We start from the raw sequence: 16,846 nt of genomic DNA, 5'->3' as shown, positions 1-16,846 counted from the left end.
CCTTAAAAGTTTTTGGGTGACCAGCTTGGTGACTGAATTAAGATGTTACCATTATTAGCTGCATCAACATTAAAATGATTGTCTCCATCTAATGATACCATATCTAATGAACTATAGCCTCTAGAGTTTGTGGATATATATGCAATCATATTGCCAAATGGAGATACTGTAGGTGAACTATCTGATTTACCATTTGTGATATTTGTCACACTTCCATTAGCTAAATTAAAATCAGCTATCTGAGTACCACTTGATCTAGATTGGTTCATAAACACTATATCTTTGCCATCTGGAGTATAATTTGGCTCATAGCCTTGATATATCCTACTACTTAGTTTAGATGATTGAGGATATCTTGAGTTAACCGGCGCAACATAAATATTTGGACGCCCATCTCTATCAGATGTAAATACTATACTCTGACCATTTGGTGAGAATTTTGGAGCTGTATTTATACCGTTTATAGTTATTCTCTTTAAGGCTTTAGTAGCTAAATTTAATATATAGATATTAGTTTGATCAGAATAACCTTTAGATAAAGCTAAAGCAATTTCTTTGCCATTAGGAGAGAATGATGGAGAACTATTGATACCTTTAAAATTAGTTATCCTAGTAACTTTTCCTGTAGCTATCTCTAAAGTGTACACACCCATGCTACCGCCACTATAGCTTGAATAAACTATATATCTTCCATCATTCGACCATGATGGTGTAGCTATTGGATTATCACTCTGTCTAAGAACAGTATGTTTGTTATACCCATCATAATCAGATATCACAAGCTCATAAACTCTACCATATCTAGCATAAGGATTACTTACTTGCACATATGCCAACTTTGTCAAAAAGAAGCCTTGCTCTCCAGTAAGTTTTTGGTATACATAATTAGCGATCTTATGTGCTAGAGGTCTCACTAAAGATGTACTTATGTTTTTATATGTTATTGATCTAATATAACTTGTATCATTTCTCTTATATATCTGTACTTCAACAGTGTAGCTATTATTTGAATCTTTTGCATATTTTGTTAAAACAACATAATCAGACTTCAAACTCTTCCAAGGTATATTCTGACTTTGATTAATTTCATACTTAATAGGATCTTCGCCTTGTAGCTTACCATTATGGTTAAGATCTGAAACTATTATAGAATTTACTTGTTGAGGAAATTGATCTACAACATTATTACTTATCACCGTTACTAACGGTTTTTGAATAACGCCTGTTGTCACCTCAGCGACTAAGTCTGCATATAGACTAGATATTAAAAAAACAAATATCGAAAAGCCTGTAATGATTTTTCTCATATTATTCCTCATTAACTTTGTTTAAATATAAAGCTTATATTTTCTGTTTGTATCGTTCTTCTTGCAATAGGGTTTGACACCTCTGGTGGAGTCGTATTTTTAATAGCATCTATAAGCGACTGATCACAACTATAATCACCTGAAGTTCCTGTGAGTTTAATAAACTCTCCATTTCTGATTATTGCTCTTGGTAAATCATATATACCTCTACAATCATCTTTAATCCAGTTTGAGCCAACTCTATCAGTATATTCTGTAACATACTTGCTAACAGCTAAATCTGCCTGATTTTTTGCCGCCTCGCGCTTAGCTGATGCAATAGCTTCTGCTCTTGCTTTGGCTAATCTCTCTTGACGAGCTTTTTCTTCTGCTTCTTGTTTAGCTCTCAGCTCTTGTTCTTTTTTACGTTTTGCCTCTTCTTGAGCTTTCTTTTTCTCTTCTAGCTCTTTCTTACGTTTTGCTTCCTCTTGCGCCTGCTTCTCTTGTTCGGCTTGACGTTTTTGCTCTTCTTGAGCCTTTTTCTTAGCTTCTTCTATAGCTTTTCTTTTTGCTTCCAACTTTGCTTTTTTCTCAGCTTCAGCTTGTTCTTTTAGTTTTTGCTGATGTTTTATAAGGGCCTGTTTTTTTGCTTGCTTAATATCTTCTCTAGCTTGTTTTAATTCTTGCTGGTGATTTTCGTAAGCAGAAATCTGTTTATCTAATTCACTACTACTTATCGACGTTGCTTGGATAATTTGAAGTTGCTTAGGGGCCTTCTGAACCTCAGCACTCAAAGCCGCCTGACTAGTTTCAAACTTAAGATCACTTATAAAGGCTAGAGTGTATAACAAAATTACAATACCAATATGTACGAGTATTGCTTTTACTAAGAATGGATTTTCATCCACTGTTTTTTTACAGAAACGAATAATTTTTTGATAATTAAGATTTGCCATCTTCAGTGACTAACCCCACTTTATCTACACCTGCTCTTTGAATAAGAGCCATAGCTTTTACTACCTCGCCATAACTTGCACTACTATCACCTCGTACGTATACAGGCTTACCAGGAGATTGCTGAGATAAGCTAATAACCGCATTTGTAAGATCTCTAGCGCTTAATGGCGCTTTTGGATCACTAACTCCTTGATTAACAAAATACTCTCCATCCCTATTAACAGTAACAACAATAGGTTTACTATCGTTAGAAGGTATTTTCTCAGATTGAGCTTTAGGTAAATCGACCTTTACACCCTGCGTTAGTATAGGTGTTGTAATCATAAAAATAACCAAAAGCACCAACATTACATCAATGTAAGGTACTACATTGATTTGCACCATTGGTCTCTTTTTTCTAAAAAATCTTTTGTTTCTCTTTTTCATATTAAAAAGCCTTTATTTAAAAGCTTTCTTGATGTTGCTGTTGAACTTCATCTCTATGCGCTTCTTTTAAAAGTAATATACATAGATCATCTTGAAATGATTCATAACCTGACAAAACATCATCAACCAGATTAGACAATCTACTATGACCGATAACAGCAGGAATTGCCACAAAAAGACCAAGTGCTGTAGCAATCAATGCTTCTGCTATATGAGGAGCAACTACAGAAATTGTAGCCTGCTCTACACCACCAAGTGTATTAAATGACGACATAATACCCCAAACAGTACCAACCAGTCCAATATATGGAGATACAGCACCTATCGTAGCCAAAGCTGGTAACTTTCTATCTAGCTCTTTCGCCTCTTGAGCTATAGCTATACTTACTGTTCTTTCCATACCTTCTAGAATAGTATCGCCTCTTAGTATCCCAGTATCTTTAAGATTATTAAATTCTCTTAAACCTGAGCAAAATATTATTGATTTACCAAAGATATTTTCTTTATGTTGAAGATAGTAGTCATACAACTTTTGTATATGATGTCCCGCCCAAAATAACTTGTCAAATTGAACTTGTTCATTACGATATTTTTTAACACGATTGTTAACTTCAAACATGATAGCCCAAGAGTAAACAGACATGGCTACTAGACCTAACATAATAAGCTGAACTATAAAGTTAGCATGTAAAATTAATTGAACTAAAGAAATAGAATTGTCCATAAATATTCCTGAAAGATTTATATTTTCATATATTTTCGCACGTGTTGTCGCTAATTATACGTAAACCTATATAAATTATAAACCATTTAATGCATCTAAATTAAATATAAATCTGTTATTATTAGATCAATAATAAAATTTTAGATTGTTATATAATGAAAAAAACAACTTTGTTAGTATTAGCTTTTGTCGCTACAGCTTTGATATCGTGCACAAACTCGGGAGGAGATTCTTTCGGATATGTAACCCCTCCTCCAACTGATCAAAACTTAGACTCTAACGAGCCAGGATACATGCAACAACCAGGAGGAGTATCTGCAGGTATTATAAGTGAACAAGGTCATGTTAGCCACGATGCTTTTGTAACAATTACAGAATAACCTTCTATACTAATCAGCATCTATAATTTTTTTACCGTCTACTACAGAGTCTTCATTCAAATCACTATTTTTGATTTTCTGCTTATATCTATAATGAGATACAGGACCAGACAAAGCGTAACCAATCATTATAAAATAAAGTAATTTATCCGGCATTGTAAATAGCATCAAAATTATTAGTATAAAGCAAATAACATATAGCTTACTAATATTACCTTTACCATCACTATCCTTGAAACTTCTAAATTTAATATCACTAACCATCATAAATGCTAAATATAGAGCAGTGAATGCTGTAAGGACAACAATCACAACACTTAAGAATGTAGAGTCCCCAACCAAAAATCTTTGACCCATCCAGATTAAGCCTGAAATAGTTACAGCCCCAGCTGGGCAAGGCATACCATAGAAGTATAGACGACGTTCTAATACGCTTTCTTCAGAATTATCACTAGCCGGCATAGTATCAAATTTTGCTAATCTCAAAGCAACAGCAAGTAAATATAAAAATGCAATGGCAGCTCCTAAAGCCCCCAAATTATGCAAACTCCAAAAATACATTACCAAGGCAGGAGTTGCTCCAAAAGAAACTACATCAGCAAGACTATCTAATGCAGCACCAAATTCTGTCTGAGTGTGAGTATATCTAGCAACTCTACCATCAAATGCATCAGCGAATCCTGCTAACAACATATATACTGCCGATGAGATAAAGTTACCTTGAAAGGCAGCAATAATAGCCAAAAAAGCAAACAACAAACTCGCACTAGTAAATAAACTAGGAAGTATATATTTTGACTTTTTCATATCAATATTTTCCAATAACCACATAACTATAATCCTACTACTTTATTAATAAATCTGGTCTTAATACTTTCGCCCCATGCAAGTACACATGTTTTACGTCAACCTGGGACTTAGTTGTATTATATGTCAACATAACCCTAATACAAAACTCTAATGCTCCCTTACGCATCATTTGCTGACAATCAATCAAAGGTACATCAACCAAATTGAGCTCACGGGCTGCAACAGCCGGAAATTCCGAGGTAATATCGTTGGTTGCAGTGAATATAATATTAACAATATCTTCTGACTTAATATTATTGAGATCTATCATCTCTTGCAAAAGCTCTCTTGTCGCACTTAAGACATTTTCTTTAGTATCTTTTTCTATCGTTGTCGCACCTCTAACTGACCTCTGCATAAGCTCTCCTTAATTAGTGCCAATAATTTTCTGCTTTAGTAATCTAGGAAGAGGAAAATATACTTCTTCTTTAATACCATCAAATTCCTCTACGGCAACATCTCCTTCACAAATCCTAGATATCTCTGTAATTATTTGCTGAACAAGATATTCAGGTGCAGACGCTCCGGCACTTACACCACAAACTTTCTTATTGTCAAACCATGCTCTTCTAATTTCCAAACGGTTATCAACCAAATAAGAATCAATACCTTCTAGTGTCGCCAGCTCTTTAAGCCTATTAGAATTCGAGCTATTTTGTGAGCCTACAACAACTAAGACATCTATTTCTTTAAGCATTGATTTTATTGCAGTTTGACGATTCTGAGTTGCATAGCAAATATCTTCTTTTTTAGGTCCTTTGATATTTGGGAATTTATTTTTTAAAGATTCTATAATTCCTTGAGTCTCATCCACTGATAAAGTGGTTTGTGTTGCATAGTACAAATTATCAGGGTTTCTTATATTTAGCTTGGCAACATCTTCCTCATTTTCGACTAGATATATAGCTCCTTTTTTACTACGATACTGACCCATAGTACCCTGTACTTCAGGATGTCCTTTATGCCCAATCAAAACACATTCAGCATCGTTATTACTAGCTAGTCGAACACCTCTATGAACTTTAGTAACTAATGGGCATGTCGCATCATATAACACAAGATTTTTTTTAGCCGCAGTCTCTTCGACCTGTAGCGAAACACCATGAGCACTGAATATACATACAGCATCATCTGGAACCTCATCAACCTCTTTAACAAAAACTACACCCTTTTTCTTCAAAGAATCTACAACAACTTTATTGTGGACAACTTCATGACGCACATAGATAGGAGACTTTTCAACTTCTAAAACCTTTTCTACAGTTTCTACAGCTCTACTTACTCCTGCACAAAAACCTCTGGGATTAGCTAATAATATCTTCACCTAAATCTTCCTCTTTTTCTGCTATATCTAAAATCTTAGCTTCGAATACAATTATCTGACCTGATAATGGATGATTAAAATCTACTGTAACATCATTTTCATTAATTTCGGTAATCAAACCTGGTAGCTTAGATCCATCTTTTTGGCTAAATGATACAATTAAACCTTCTTCTAACTCCATATCCTTCGGAAATCTATACTTTGGTACGGAATATATACTTGCTGGATGTTTTTCACCAAATGCTTCTTCTGGCATTAAAACGACTCTTTTGCTGTCACCAATAGATGCCCCCTCTAGCTCGCTTTCAACCTTATCAGTAAAGCACCCTTGACCCATCTGAAATATAAAAGGTCTATTATAGTTTTCTGTATCTTCAGCTATAGAACCATCTTTCAACCTAAATTTAAAGTGCATTTTTACAAAGCTATCTGAAGTTATTTTCATATAAATTCTAATTATATTTTTTGAACTTCAAGATACCATATTTACAAGTTTTATTCATCTTTTGTTTACAATAACAAACTGATTTCATAGATATAAGTTAATAACCTTAATTATAAATACTACTCTCAATAACAACTTTATAGTAAAATCCTACTAATAGATTATAAGCTTTATTTATCCCATATGAAAAAACTATTAAGCATTGGTGCAATATTAATATTGGTGCTTGCCATTACAAGCTGTGAAACTTTTACTGGTAGTGAGAATCCTAGCAATGAAAACCTCACCTTTCCAACATTAGAGCCCTGCACAAAAAAATTAATAGAGTCTGACCAATCTTTTATATGTTTAAAAGAGCAACAAGGTCCAGATCTAATTCAAACAAATATAAAATTTGATGCTGATAGTTATACTCTTAATGATCAAGCCAAGCAAATTCTCAATAAACTCTATGCTTACCTAAAACTTACTGACACTACAGCATTTACAATAAGAGGATATGCAGGAAAAGTTGAGTCAAAACTTCTAACTGATAAACACATCCTGACGGAATACAACATTAGACTATCTCAAAACCGCGCAGAAAGTGTTGAAGAATATCTTGTTAGAAGAGGGTTAGATAAAAATAATGGTATTATAATTAAGGCTCTAGGCTACCAAGACCCTATTGCCCCAAATGATACAAGCTCAAATAGAGCAATAAATCAAAGAGTTGAAATTACTCTAAAAAGTAGACTTATCGAGCAAATAGATAATATAGAGCAAAATCTAAAACATGTAAAACCTACAGATTATACTAAGTTTTTTTCAAATGTTTACTTACTAAATGGTAATGAGGTTGATAATGTATCAAGAATATACGATTCTAGTGAAAAAAGACCTGTACTTAGCATAGACTTCAAGATCTTTGCTGATAAAGAATATCCACAAAGTGTTGATAACAAAAATTTTATTATTATTTCAGAACCTAAACCACTATCTTCGTTTAATGATGATACAAAGTACTATAGATTAGGAACAGCTAAATATGACCATACCTATAAAGGTATTACCGCTCTTACGATTACTAATCTAACTAGAGAAGCCAGCGTTGGTAATTATGTCATACCTGATGCTATTGCAGATCAAAAACTTCCAAGTGAAACATTTAGAATGAGCAGTAAAATAACTGCCAATGTACTCGAAGATGTTATGAATACAAACACCTTCTCATCATCTTATAACAGTATTCTGCTTAACAAAGGCGCTACTGATGGTCTAAAATTAGGAGCGGAAGTTATTTTATACGAACCAGAGAGTAGAGCTGATGGCTTTCCAATACCTCCTAAATATATAGGTTATGGTTTTATATATAGAGAATCTAACAACTACTCTATAGCAATAATTGTAAATTCATTACAAGAAATTACTAGCAACTCAATGGCAACAACCCGATTGTAATGAAGGATACTACTAATGTCATAATTGCTCTTTCATGCACTCCCTATTTTAGTAATAGTCGTCTTTTGAGAGCATTAGAGTTTAACATTAGCTTTAGGGAGATTGTCGATAATCCAAGCAAATTTGTCAAAAGCTTATCGTTACGTTCTGAGAGTATAGAGTATCTAAGCAATAGAAAATATCAAAGCTATCTAGATAAAATTAATAGCTGGTTAAAAAATAGCAATAACAAGTTAATAATATACACAGATAAAGATTATCCAGAAAATCTCAAACATATTAACAATCCTCCTTTTGTATTATATTGTACAGGTAATACAGAGCTTTTAGAGACTGCTCAATTAGCAATTGTTGGTGCAAGAAATAACTCTACTTATGGAAAGAATGTTACTTACAAACTTTGCAAAGAACTCAAAGACTCAAATATTACTATAACAAGTGGACTAGCCTATGGTATTGACACACTAGCTCATAAATATGCTCTTGAAAACAATTTAAATACTATAGCAGTAGTAGGTACAGGAGTTGATATTATATATCCAAGTTCGAATAGAGAACTATATAGCAATATTATTTCCAATAATGGATTAATAATATCTGAGCTACCTCTAGGAACAACAGCTTCACGTTACACTTTTCCTCAAAGAAATCGTATCATTAGCGGACTATCTAAAGGAGTAGTTGTAATCGAAGCAGCTAGCAAAAGTGGCTCATTAATAACTGCCCAACATGCTCTTGAACAAAACAAAGAAGTATTTGCAGTACCAGGAAGTATTTTTAGCACATCAAGTCAAGGATGTAATGAATTAATCAAACAAGGAGCAAAACTAGTTTGCGATATCAATGATATTCTAGAAGAGATAAATATCAACCCAAATAACTCATTACAAAAGACTTCTACAAAAATAACTGACAATGATGTAAACCTAAGCAACACCGAGAAAGTAATTCTAGATATTATAGGACAAGAGCTCACAACGATTGATAAAATAGTTACTGAGTCGAAACTTCCTTATATCGAAATAACTCCTATTCTATTTGAGCTCGAACTCAAATCACTGATTGAGTCAGTACCAGGCGGATATATAAATACTCAACGAATCACAACTCCGTAATTATTATACCTACCAAGGTCTGCTATACTTTATATATGCGGTCATACTGGGATTCAAGATGCTTCTACAGTTAGTGCTTAATATACTCAAAAACCCTTTCATAGCACTATTTTTAACAATAAGTATTGGTTATTTACTCGGAAAGATTAAGTACAAGACTTTTGTATTAGGTGGTATTTCAGGATCTCTAATAATTGGTGTAGTCATAGGACAACTTAATATTATGATTCCACCAGAGATAGGCTCTTTGTTTTTTGCTTTATTTATATATGCTGTTGGCTATCAAGGAGGAGCACAATTTTTCAGATCATTAAACAAAAGTACTCTTTTGTTATTAACTTCCTCAACGATAACATGTTTACTAGGATTAGTATGCGTACTAGCTTTTGCTTGGATATTTCAGTTAGATAAAGGTACTGCAGCTGGATTAGGTGCTGGAGGATTAACTCAATCAGCCATGATAGGTTCAGCAAATAATGCAATAGCTGCAATAAGCTCACTACCAGAATCAATTATTCATACAATGCAAGCTAACGTCGCTGTTGGATATGCTGTATGTTATATCTTTGGATCTTTTGGTCCGATTATTCTACTAGCTACAATCTTCCCACTTATAATGAAGTGGGATATCAGAAAAGAAGCTATTAAACTAGCAATGGAACAATCTGATGGCAGCTTAGATTTAGAGGCTGGTCAATTCTCTGCTTTTAGCGAATACACTACTCGAGCATATAGAATTAATCACAACTCAGAACTACTAAATAGATCAGTTGTAGAAATATATAAAGCATATGAGTATAAAGTCGTGATAGAAAATATCATTCGTGATAATAAACTACTAACTATAACCTCTGAAACTACCCTAAATACTAATGATATAGTGGCCATAACCTTCTACGAAGATTTAGACATACAATCTATCATTTCAAATGATGATGAAATTACCAAACCTCAGCAATTCAATTTCATTGAAGAAAAAAGATCTTTCATCTTAACAAACAAAAATCTTTTCAACAAAACTATCCAAGAAATCAAAACTATAATTCAAAACAAAAATTACTATGGAATCTTTTTACAAAAAATTATTCGTTCTGGTCAGAAGCTTCCTATTTCTGACAATCTAAAACTAAGAAGAGGCGATGAAATTGTCCTAGTAGGCAAACCAGAAGATCTTGACAAAATTAGCAACAAGATAGGGACTTATATTTCTGAAGCTCCGATTACTGATTTTATTTTCTTTGGTTTAGGGATGGTTTTAGGTTATATTTTGGGCCTAATAAGTTTCAATATCTTTGGTATTTCAATAACTTTAGGAGCTGGTGTTGGTTGCTTACTATCAGGCTTGATTTTTGGTTGGATCAGATCAGTAAAACCTCAATTTAGCAATCTACCATTAGGTGCTTCTAATTTTATCAGAGACTTAGGTTTAGCAATATTTGTAGCTAGTGTTGGAATTACTGCTGGGCCTCAAGCTATAATTGCCATCAAGGAGCACGGACTTACACTATTTTTCTTGGGTATTGGCGTAACTATCATACCTCAAGTAATTTCTTTTTATATATCGTACTATTTACTTAAAATCAAAAACCCAATTATATTATTAACAACTATTGCCGGTGGTAGAAGCGCAAACCCTGGTTTTGCTGCTTTATTAGAACGAGCAGGCAACGCCACCCCTGTAATTCCATTCACATCATCTTACGCTTTAGCAAATATATGGCTGACACTATGGGGGCCTATTATAGTTGCATTAGTAACAATCATACCTAACTAAAAGGATATTTTTATGAGCCAACAAGATTTAAGTCCATTTGAATTTAAGGATGAATTAATAAAATTAGCAACAAGTAAAGCCGATAGATTAATGTTGAATGCTGGTCGTGGTAATCCTAATTTTTTGGCAACCGTTCCAAGACATGCTTTCTTACGTCTTGGAGACTTTGCACTCAAAGAATCTGAAAGATCTTACTCCTATTTTGATAGCATCTTTGGTGGCTTACCTGAGAAAAAAGGCATGTTAGAAAGATTTGATTTCTACTGCATGGCTAATGATAAGCTAGATGGAATTAGTTTTCTTAAAGCTGCAATTTCTTTTGTTGATGATCATTTAGGCATCAATAAAGAAGACTTTTTATATGAAGTGACTAATGCATATCTTGGATGCAACTACCCTTCACCGCCAAGAATGCTTTCTATTACTGAAAAAATTGTAATGTACTACCTACGCGAAGAGCTCTATAAAAATACAGACATCCCACTAGAGTTCGATATTTTTGCAACAGAAGGTGGCACCGCTGCCATGACATACATTTTTCAATCAGCGAAAATAAATGGATTGCTTAATATCGGTGATAAAATAGCAATGATTAGCCCTATCTTCTCACCATATCTTGAAATTCCAGAGCTTCCAGAATATAACAATACTATAGTCCACATCTATGCTGATGAACAAGCAGACTGGCAAATTACTGACAAAGAGCTAGAAAAACTATTAGACCCTACTATCAAAATTCTTTGCTTAGTAAATCCAAGCAATCCGCCATCTGTCAAAATTAGTGATGCTGTTCTAGAAAAAATAGCGAAGATCATCGAATATCATCGATCTGATTTAATGATTATTACCGATGATGTTTATGCAACTTTTTCAGATGACTTTGAATCATTATTCTCAAAATGCGCCTACAACACTCTTTGCGTCTACTCATTCTCCAAATACTTTGGAGCAACTGGCTGGCGCATTGGTACGATTGCCCTACACAAAGACAATATTTTTGATAAATTAATTAGCGAACTTGATGGTAAAAAACTGCAAGAGCTTGATAAGCATTACAGCTCTCTTACAACAAATTCAAGAACATTAAAGTTTATTGATAGATTAGTAGCTGATAGTCGCTCTGTTGCCCTAAATCATACTGCTGGTATCTCACTACCTCAACAATTACAAATGAGCCTTTTTGCACTTTCTAGCTTATTAGACAATCAAGATATTTACCGTAAAGAAGCAAAAAAGCTTATCAGAAGACGCTACAATATCTTATTTAATTCCATATCACCTAAAATACAGCACCATTATAATTCAAATAATGTTGGATATTATACACTTCTAGATTTAGAACATCTCTCAACTGTAATTTATGATAAGTTTTTTTCTAAATGGTTAATACAAAACCATAGTGTTAATGATATGCTAAAAACTTTAGCATCTGAAACAGGAGTGGTTCTTCTACCTGGTAATGGCTTTGATGATCTACATCCTTCTGCTAGAGTTTCTTTAGCAAACTTACGCGAATGTGATTATAGAAATATAGGAATCAATATTAGACAACAATTAGACAACTTATATTCTGAATATAAAAAATCTTGCTAAACATCAAAACCAAATAGACTTTTGTCATACTAATTACTACAATATAACTTTTAGTGATTTAGCTGTAAAATATGTTGAAAACAATAGAATCATTCTTTGATCTAAAAGCAAATAACACCTCAATAAAAAAAGAATTCCTAGCAGCATTGGCTTCCTTTCTAGCAATTTCTTATATCATCGTAGTAAATCCAAAAATATTAGCTGCTGCTGGTATGCCTAGCAATGCTTTGGTAACAAGCACAATCTTAGTATCTGCTTTTGGTAGCATAATCATGGGATTATTCACACGCAATCCTTTTGTAGTAGCTCCTGGTATGGGAATGAATATTTTCTTCTCATATACTGCCGTATCAGTGTATCACTTGCCATGGCAAACCGTATTAGGTGCGACATTTTGGTCAGGAGTAATATTTAGCTTATTAGTAATTTTAAATATTCGTACAAAAATCATGCTAAGTCTCCCTAAGTCAATCAAGCAATCTCTAGGAGCTGGCATTGGACTCTTTATTGCATATATCGGCTTTATAAATAGTGGCTTTATTACTTCTAACGAAGGCCTATTAACTTTAAATAGCATCAATCCACATACCATATTATTTATGGTATGTTTAATATTATTAGTAATACTTTTTATAAAGAAAATTCCTGCCCCAATTATTATAGTAATCATAATAGGCTACATATTATCTATACCTTTAGAGCATTTTTCTCATGAAAAAATAATAGCACTACCAACTACTATAGTAAGTGCTCCTGATTTCTCTTTGATAGGTCAAATAGATTTCATAAGTGGCCTAAAATTCGCTATTTTACCAACAATATTCACATTTTGCTTTTTAAGTCTTTTTGATGGTACTGGAACCATATCAAGCTTATATGGAAGTATGCAAAAAGAGCACAATCATAGAGATAAAGAACTAAAGAAAACCTTCCTTGCTGATGCTACAAGTGCTACCGTATCTGGCATACTAGGCTCTAGTCCATCTACAGTAGTTGTAGAATCTGGTGTAGGCATTGCTCAAGGAGCACGTTCTGGTCTTACAGCTATCTTTGCAGGGTTAATGTTTTTACCATTTTTATTTCTATCACCATTAATCAGCTCTATTCCGATAGAAGTGATTTCTCCAGCATTAGTTCTAATAGGTATAATGATGATGCAACAAGTAGCTAATGTTAACTGGAACGACTTCGTTCAAGCTACACCAGCATTTTTTACCATAATAATGATGACTCTCGCATCATCAATATCAACAGGTATTGCTACGGGTATTTTAGTTTGGTTCCTAATATCTGTTTTTTGCAATAGAAAAGAGCTAAATATTACTGCCGGTATTATTACAGTTTTCTGTGCAATCATGTTTCTTCATGCTGTTAACTTATTCTAAAAGCACTATCACTAAGAATTCCTCATTACTCACCTAAGATATAATCACTAATTTTTAATAAAAAATTAACCATTTAGTATTTACTAATAATTATTGATTTAGCATAATTAAAATGATATCAATTAATTTGTGTCAATTTGATTTTAATAACTGTTAGGAGAATAACCAATGACTATAAAAAGATTATCAGGAATATTACTTACTTCTGTAGTATGTGTAAGCTTACTTGCTTCATGTGGACCAAATAAAAAAGAACGTGCATTACAAGATCTAGAGCAACAACAAAGCCAATTAAATGAACAGGCTAAACAGGACCAATTAGAAGCTAATACACTAACAACTGATGCTGGAAATCTTGATAAAGAAGCCAAAGCTGATACTTCTAAGTCGCAATATAACAAAGATCAGGCAAATGTTTTAAATGCAGAAGCTCAACAAAATCTTTCAAAAGCAGCTAGTCTAGATGCACAAATTGAGAAAGCAAAATCTGACGCAACAGAATAAAACATCTCAAATTTTAAATCATTCTAACCCCACTTTTCTTCATATTCTTTTTTATTCCAGCCAGTTCTAGCATAGTTGCCATCTACAACTAGCGGCCTTTTAAATAATAAGGCATCGGTAACTAAAAGCTCAAATGCTTCTTGCTCTGACAAGCTATCAAATTTTTCTTTAAGACCCATTTCTGTAAAAAGCTTACCGTTAGAGTTAAATAAGTCTATTACTTGAAAATCACCAATTTGTTTTATCTCTTTCATTTCTTGCCAAGTAGGTTTATTTTGTCTGAGATTTATATATTCAACTTTCTTGCCTTTTTCTTCAAAAAACTTAAGAGCATTTCTTACGCTTGTACAATTATTTATCCCAAACACCTTTATCATATTATTCTCCTTTTTAAACTAATAAAAGAAACCTTTGATTCCATCAAAAATCATTTCTACCGAAATAGCAACCAACATCAAACCCATAATCTTTGAAATAACATCCATAGCATGCTCTCCAAGAAATACTGATATCTTAGGTAAATACCTAAAAAACAACCACAACACAATTGCCACAAACAATAAACATAAATTTGCAACAATCTTTGACTCGATAGTAGCAAAATATTCATGAGAATCTGTAATTACAGTAGCTATTGTCCCTGGACCAGCTAATAAAGGTATAGCCAGGGGCACAACTGCTAAATCTCTAGCAGAAATAGCTCTCACTGTAGCATTTGATACTGGCTGTGCTAATACTCCCAAAATTCTCAAGCCAAAGAATAAAACAATCACCCCGCCACCAGCACGAAAAGCATCCTGGTTAATACCAAAAACAGATAAGATATCATTACCAAACCATACCATTAGACTAAGTATAGCCAAAAATGCTAATATCATTGTGAAGACAATTGTATTCTTTTCTTTTTGATCCGATTGTTTTACAGTATCAAGATATATTCCAGCTAATGAAAATGGATTAATTATTGCAAATAAGCTAACAATAAATTTTAAAATAATTGCTATTTTGACTCCTAATATCACAACATAATGGTTAGTTTATAAATCATTACACAAATACTATTTATCTAATAACCAAATGTAAACCCGCAATATACAATTTTTATTCAAAATAAACAGTATCATCCTTATATGTCTTCAATATAATATCTAACTCTTCTTTTGTAAGCTTATGCGACAATTTTGGTAGCTCATTAACATCAAAGAAATCTACTTTATTAACCTCAAAATTTGGATTATTTTCACCACCTACAATTTCTGCTACAAATACCAAACTATAAACATTATAAATTTCACTTTGAGTATAATTATTTCTATCCATAAGCGCTAAAAATTTAGTCACCTTAATATCATAACCAGTCTCTTCTTTAACCTCTTTGACACATGTTTCAACTGGCGAAAGATCAACATCACACCACCCTCCCGGAATAGTCCATTCACCAAGCGTATCCATATCTTCCGCCATTAGAAGCTTATTATTTTGAAAAATAACAACTCGCACACCTGGTTGCGGTGTTGGATAATACATCTCTCGATATATATCATAAGGTTGTACATCAGATTTGATATACTCATGTAGCATCTTTGAGCTCAACTCTAATAATTCATGATAATTATCCAAAGCATATGGACATTTAGAATAAACAACACCCGTATGAGATATTGCTTGGACTTTCTTTATAAACTCAAATATTTTATCTTTATGCATCAATTTATTTTTTCAAAACAAATAAAGTAAAATATATCACATATACAACTTAAGATTAATGGCTAAACTTAGCTATAATGTTATTTACAATGTAACAAAGGAATCACAATATATGAGAATAGAACATATTGCAATTTGGGTCAAAGATATTGAACTAATGAAAGATTTTTATTGTAAATACTTTAATGCAACATCAAATGATAAATATATAAACTCTGTAAAAGGATTTTCTTCTTATTTCTTATCTTTTGAATCTGGAACAAGATTAGAAATTATGCACTCAAAAAACATGAACAATTTAAATCTCGATAATTCTAAAGAAAGATTTGGATTAATCCATCTTGCTATATCAGTAGGATCAAAAGAAAAAGTAGATCAACTAACAGAACAACTAAAGAATGATGGTTTCAAAATTACAGGAGAACCTAGAACCACAGGCGATGGATACTATGAAAGCTGTGTGCTAGACCCAGAACAAAATTTAATAGAAATCACAGTCTAACAAAAACTTATTATACAAAAAATCAAAACCTACTATAAATTAATCTTTTTTGTTTTTATGTTTTTTACCACCATGGACTTTACATTTTTTTAGATCATCTTTTGAATTAGCTTTTTCTACACAGGCTTGTTTTTCTTGTAACATTTTAAGAATTTGTTGCTTTTTAGCCTCAAATTTTTGTTGTTTTACTTGTTGATTATCTACATTTGTATTCGAATCTGTTGTCGTATCTGCAGCAAAAACAAGTACTGGAGAAGCCAATAGTAACATTAATAACATTTTTTTCATATCTAGCTCCCTAAACTATCAAAAATGAAAAGAAGTGTGACTCTAATATACCACATATATGCTGGTATTATCACTATAATATTTGTCACTAAATTCTAATTTTTTTGAACATTAAAAACATCACAAATCGATTACTTACTATACCTT

Annotated in this window: 20 protein-coding genes; 8 read left to right on the top strand and 12 right to left on the bottom strand. The window is 32.8% G+C overall.

Features of this window, described 5'->3' with window-relative positions:
- Positions 1–2 precede the first annotated feature (2 nt).
- From ACKTR7_RS04895 to tolQ, 4 genes are read right to left on the bottom strand one after another with little or no spacing between them, the layout of a single operon-like run.
- Positions 3–1,307, bottom strand: coding sequence for a translocation protein TolB (locus ACKTR7_RS04895; RefSeq protein ID WP_407877269.1), 1,305 nt, complete (start codon positions 1,305–1,307; stop codon positions 3–5).
- A gap of 11 nt (positions 1,308–1,318) precedes the next feature.
- A complete protein-coding gene (gene tolA, locus ACKTR7_RS04890) occupies positions 1,319–2,242 on the bottom strand; it encodes a cell envelope integrity protein TolA (protein ID WP_407877268.1) in 924 nt (307 codons plus the stop codon).
- Positions 2,229–2,669 carry a protein TolR gene (gene tolR, locus ACKTR7_RS04885; protein ID WP_222830046.1) on the bottom strand — a complete coding sequence of 147 codons (441 nt, stop codon included), beginning with the start codon at positions 2,667–2,669 and terminating at the stop codon, positions 2,229–2,231. The genes tolA and tolR overlap by 14 nt, the downstream gene beginning before the upstream one ends.
- Before the next feature lie 16 nt (positions 2,670–2,685).
- A complete protein-coding gene (tolQ, locus tag ACKTR7_RS04880; protein ID WP_407877267.1) occupies positions 2,686–3,393 on the bottom strand; it encodes a protein TolQ in 708 nt (235 codons plus the stop codon).
- 155 nt (positions 3,394–3,548) lie between these two features.
- On the opposite strand from tolQ, the gene ACKTR7_RS04875 reads away from it, so the two are divergent.
- Complete coding sequence (locus ACKTR7_RS04875; protein WP_407877266.1) at positions 3,549–3,773, top strand: hypothetical protein; 225 nt, start codon at positions 3,549–3,551, stop codon at positions 3,771–3,773.
- A gap of 9 nt (positions 3,774–3,782) precedes the next feature.
- Here ACKTR7_RS04875 and ACKTR7_RS04870 read toward each other — a convergent pair whose 3' ends face one another.
- From ACKTR7_RS04870 to fkpB, 4 genes are read right to left on the bottom strand one after another with little or no spacing between them, the layout of a single operon-like run.
- Complete coding sequence (locus tag ACKTR7_RS04870) at positions 3,783–4,604, bottom strand: CDP-alcohol phosphatidyltransferase family protein (RefSeq protein WP_044525623.1); 822 nt, start codon at positions 4,602–4,604, stop codon at positions 3,783–3,785.
- Between the two features lie 13 nt (positions 4,605–4,617).
- Positions 4,618–4,980, bottom strand: coding sequence for a chorismate mutase (gene aroH / locus ACKTR7_RS04865; RefSeq protein WP_407877265.1), 363 nt, complete (start codon positions 4,978–4,980; stop codon positions 4,618–4,620).
- Positions 4,981–4,989: 9 nt separating this feature from the next.
- A complete protein-coding gene (gene ispH / locus ACKTR7_RS04860) occupies positions 4,990–5,946 on the bottom strand; it encodes a 4-hydroxy-3-methylbut-2-enyl diphosphate reductase (RefSeq protein WP_407877264.1) in 957 nt (318 codons plus the stop codon).
- A complete protein-coding gene (gene fkpB / locus ACKTR7_RS04855) occupies positions 5,927–6,391 on the bottom strand; it encodes an FKBP-type peptidyl-prolyl cis-trans isomerase (RefSeq protein WP_407877263.1) in 465 nt (154 codons plus the stop codon). Before fkpB ends, ispH begins: the two co-directional genes overlap by 20 nt.
- Before the next feature lie 183 nt (positions 6,392–6,574).
- Between fkpB and ACKTR7_RS04850 the strand changes: the two genes are divergently transcribed.
- From ACKTR7_RS04850 to ACKTR7_RS04825, 6 genes are all read left to right on the top strand, one after another.
- Positions 6,575–7,831, top strand: a complete 1,257-nt coding sequence (locus ACKTR7_RS04850; RefSeq protein WP_407877262.1) for an OmpA family protein — start codon at positions 6,575–6,577, stop codon at positions 7,829–7,831.
- On the top strand, positions 7,831–8,946 hold the full coding sequence (gene dprA, locus ACKTR7_RS04845; RefSeq protein ID WP_407877261.1) for a DNA-processing protein DprA: 1,116 nt from the start codon (positions 7,831–7,833) through the stop codon (positions 8,944–8,946). The genes ACKTR7_RS04850 and dprA overlap by 1 nt, the downstream gene beginning before the upstream one ends.
- Positions 8,947–9,004: 58 nt before the next feature.
- On the top strand, positions 9,005–10,720 hold the full coding sequence (gene aspT, locus ACKTR7_RS04840) for an aspartate-alanine antiporter (protein WP_407877260.1): 1,716 nt from the start codon (positions 9,005–9,007) through the stop codon (positions 10,718–10,720).
- 12 nt (positions 10,721–10,732) lie between these two features.
- Positions 10,733–12,313 (top strand): bifunctional aspartate transaminase/aspartate 4-decarboxylase, encoded by a 1,581-nt coding sequence (locus ACKTR7_RS04835; RefSeq protein WP_407877259.1) that lies wholly within the window; start codon positions 10,733–10,735, stop codon positions 12,311–12,313.
- A gap of 71 nt (positions 12,314–12,384) precedes the next feature.
- The gene (locus tag ACKTR7_RS04830) at positions 12,385–13,698 is read left to right on the top strand and encodes an NCS2 family permease (protein ID WP_407877258.1); all 1,314 of its coding nucleotides are present in this window, start codon (positions 12,385–12,387) and stop codon (positions 13,696–13,698) included.
- 168 nt (positions 13,699–13,866) lie between these two features.
- Positions 13,867–14,202 carry a hypothetical protein gene (locus ACKTR7_RS04825; protein WP_407877257.1) on the top strand — a complete coding sequence of 112 codons (336 nt, stop codon included), beginning with the start codon at positions 13,867–13,869 and terminating at the stop codon, positions 14,200–14,202.
- Positions 14,203–14,225: 23 nt separating this feature from the next.
- Here ACKTR7_RS04825 and ACKTR7_RS04820 read toward each other — a convergent pair whose 3' ends face one another.
- The 3 genes from ACKTR7_RS04820 to ACKTR7_RS04810 form a co-directional block, all read right to left on the bottom strand.
- Entirely contained in the window at positions 14,226–14,579 is a 354-nt protein-coding gene (locus ACKTR7_RS04820; protein ID WP_407877256.1) for an arsenate reductase family protein, read from the bottom strand.
- An 18-nt stretch (positions 14,580–14,597) separates the two neighbouring features.
- The gene (locus ACKTR7_RS04815) at positions 14,598–15,224 is read right to left on the bottom strand and encodes a MarC family protein (RefSeq protein ID WP_407877255.1); all 627 of its coding nucleotides are present in this window, start codon (positions 15,222–15,224) and stop codon (positions 14,598–14,600) included.
- Positions 15,225–15,303: 79 nt separating this feature from the next.
- On the bottom strand, positions 15,304–15,909 hold the full coding sequence (locus ACKTR7_RS04810; RefSeq protein ID WP_407877254.1) for an NUDIX hydrolase N-terminal domain-containing protein: 606 nt from the start codon (positions 15,907–15,909) through the stop codon (positions 15,304–15,306).
- A gap of 112 nt (positions 15,910–16,021) precedes the next feature.
- Here ACKTR7_RS04810 and ACKTR7_RS04805 point away from each other — a divergent pair, with 112 nt between their 5' ends.
- Positions 16,022–16,411 (top strand): VOC family protein, encoded by a 390-nt coding sequence (locus ACKTR7_RS04805; RefSeq protein ID WP_407877253.1) that lies wholly within the window; start codon positions 16,022–16,024, stop codon positions 16,409–16,411.
- 39 nt (positions 16,412–16,450) lie between these two features.
- Here the strand turns inward: ACKTR7_RS04805 and ACKTR7_RS04800 are convergent, their stop codons facing one another.
- A complete protein-coding gene (locus tag ACKTR7_RS04800; RefSeq protein ID WP_222830062.1) occupies positions 16,451–16,699 on the bottom strand; it encodes a hypothetical protein in 249 nt (82 codons plus the stop codon).
- Positions 16,700–16,846: the final 147 nt, after the last annotated feature.

The sequence above is a fragment of the Francisella sciaenopsi genome, assembly GCF_045862875.1.
GTDB classification, from domain to species: domain Bacteria; phylum Pseudomonadota; class Gammaproteobacteria; order Francisellales; family Francisellaceae; genus Francisella; species Francisella sciaenopsi.
The sequence above is the reverse complement of the archived record's forward strand: the minus strand, read 5'-3'. Positions and strand labels throughout refer to the sequence as shown.